Origin of the sequence: Streptomyces aureus, from assembly GCF_001418135.1 — a bacterium.
In the GTDB taxonomy this organism is placed as follows: domain Bacteria; phylum Actinomycetota; class Actinomycetes; order Streptomycetales; family Streptomycetaceae; genus Streptomyces; species Streptomyces aureus_A.
Window position 1 is genome coordinate 1 of sequence record NZ_LIPQ01000692.1, and the last position, 1,389, is coordinate 1,389.

Genomic DNA, 1,389 nt, shown 5'->3' on the forward strand with positions numbered 1-1,389 from the left:
CGGCAACTGGGGGCAGCCCATGCCGAACGCGGCCTGGGTCGGCGGCACGACCGACGGCGAGTACGCCGCCGTCGGCCAGCACCTCAAGGGGCTGTCCAGCACCCTGGACGCCAGGAAGTCCTGGTTCTGCCTCGACGACTCCGTCGTCTGCCTCGGCGCCGGCATCACCGCCGCGGACGGGCACGCCGTCGAGACGACCTTCGACAACCGCGCCCTCGGCACCACGGGTGCCCCGGTGCTCACGGTCGACGGCCGGCCTCAGCCGGTGACCCAGGGCTGGACGGCCACCTTCGACGACGCCCGGTGGGCCCATGTCGCCGGGCAGGCGGGCTACGTCTTCCCCGACGGCGCGAAGCTCGGCGCGGTACGCGAGGAGCGCACCGGGTCCTGGCGGGACATCAACACCGGCGGATCCCCCGACCCGATCACCCGCCGATACCTGACGCTCTTCACCGACCACGGCGTCGATCCGGCCGGCGGCGACTACGCCTACGTCCTGCTGCCGGGAGCGAGCGCCGGCGCCACCGCCCACCGTGCCCACGACCGGGGATGGCTGCGGATCCTCGCCAACTCCGGAGCGCAGCAGGGCGTTCGCGTGCCGAAGCTGGGCCTGACCGCGGTGAACTTCTGGAGCGCGGGCACCGTCGAGAGGCTCCGGGCGAGCGCCCCCGCCTCCGTGCTCGTACGGGAGCACCGCAACGGCACGGCGACCCTCGTCGTCTCGGACCCCGCGCGACAGGCCACCTCGTTGGACATCGTCTGGAACCGCAGGGTGGCCAAGGTGCTCTCCACGCCCGCCACGGTCACCGCCGCCACGACCGGCTCGTCGCTGAAGCTCACGTTCGGCGACCTCACCGGCCAGGCCGGCGCACCCCAGAGGATCACGGTCCGCCTCGGCTGACACCGAGGCCGGGGGCGCGCGCCCCCGGGCGGTGAAACCTGCGAGCGGACGGCGCTCGACTCAACAGAGGGGAGCGCAGGGGCACTTAGGCGCGCACAGGCTAAAGAACAAGCCAAGACTGACCCGACCGGAACCTTCGGATCGGCTCGGATCCGGAGGTTGCGGCGGCCCTGGTAAATCCCGTCGTCACAGGTCACCCGGTGTGTCTCCACCGTCAACACGGCTGCGGGCAGTCACTCTTCGGTGACTCAACCTTCAAAGGTTCAGCACAAATTGCATACATCCCCCTCTCCAGGCGGGCCCCGATGCTCTAGATTGACCATGCTTCACAGCTCGGACACCAGGCGACAAATCATGATCTTTCGGTCCAGCGTCGAGGACGGCCGTCAGCGCCGTCCCCCGTCGCCTGCATGAGCGTGTTCACGTAACGCTGCAACACCGGTACGTCATGCGCGGGGTGGGCGGGGGCCCACCCCGCGCATGACGTA

The 1,389-nt window shown here is 70.4% G+C and carries 1 protein-coding gene; it reads left to right on the forward strand.

The window, feature by feature from the left end; translation table 11 throughout:
- A partial coding sequence (locus tag AOK00_RS36190; protein WP_254047638.1) for a polysaccharide lyase family 8 super-sandwich domain-containing protein occupies positions 1–901 on the forward strand: 901 nt, incomplete at its 5' end.
- Positions 902–1,389 lie beyond the last annotated feature (488 nt).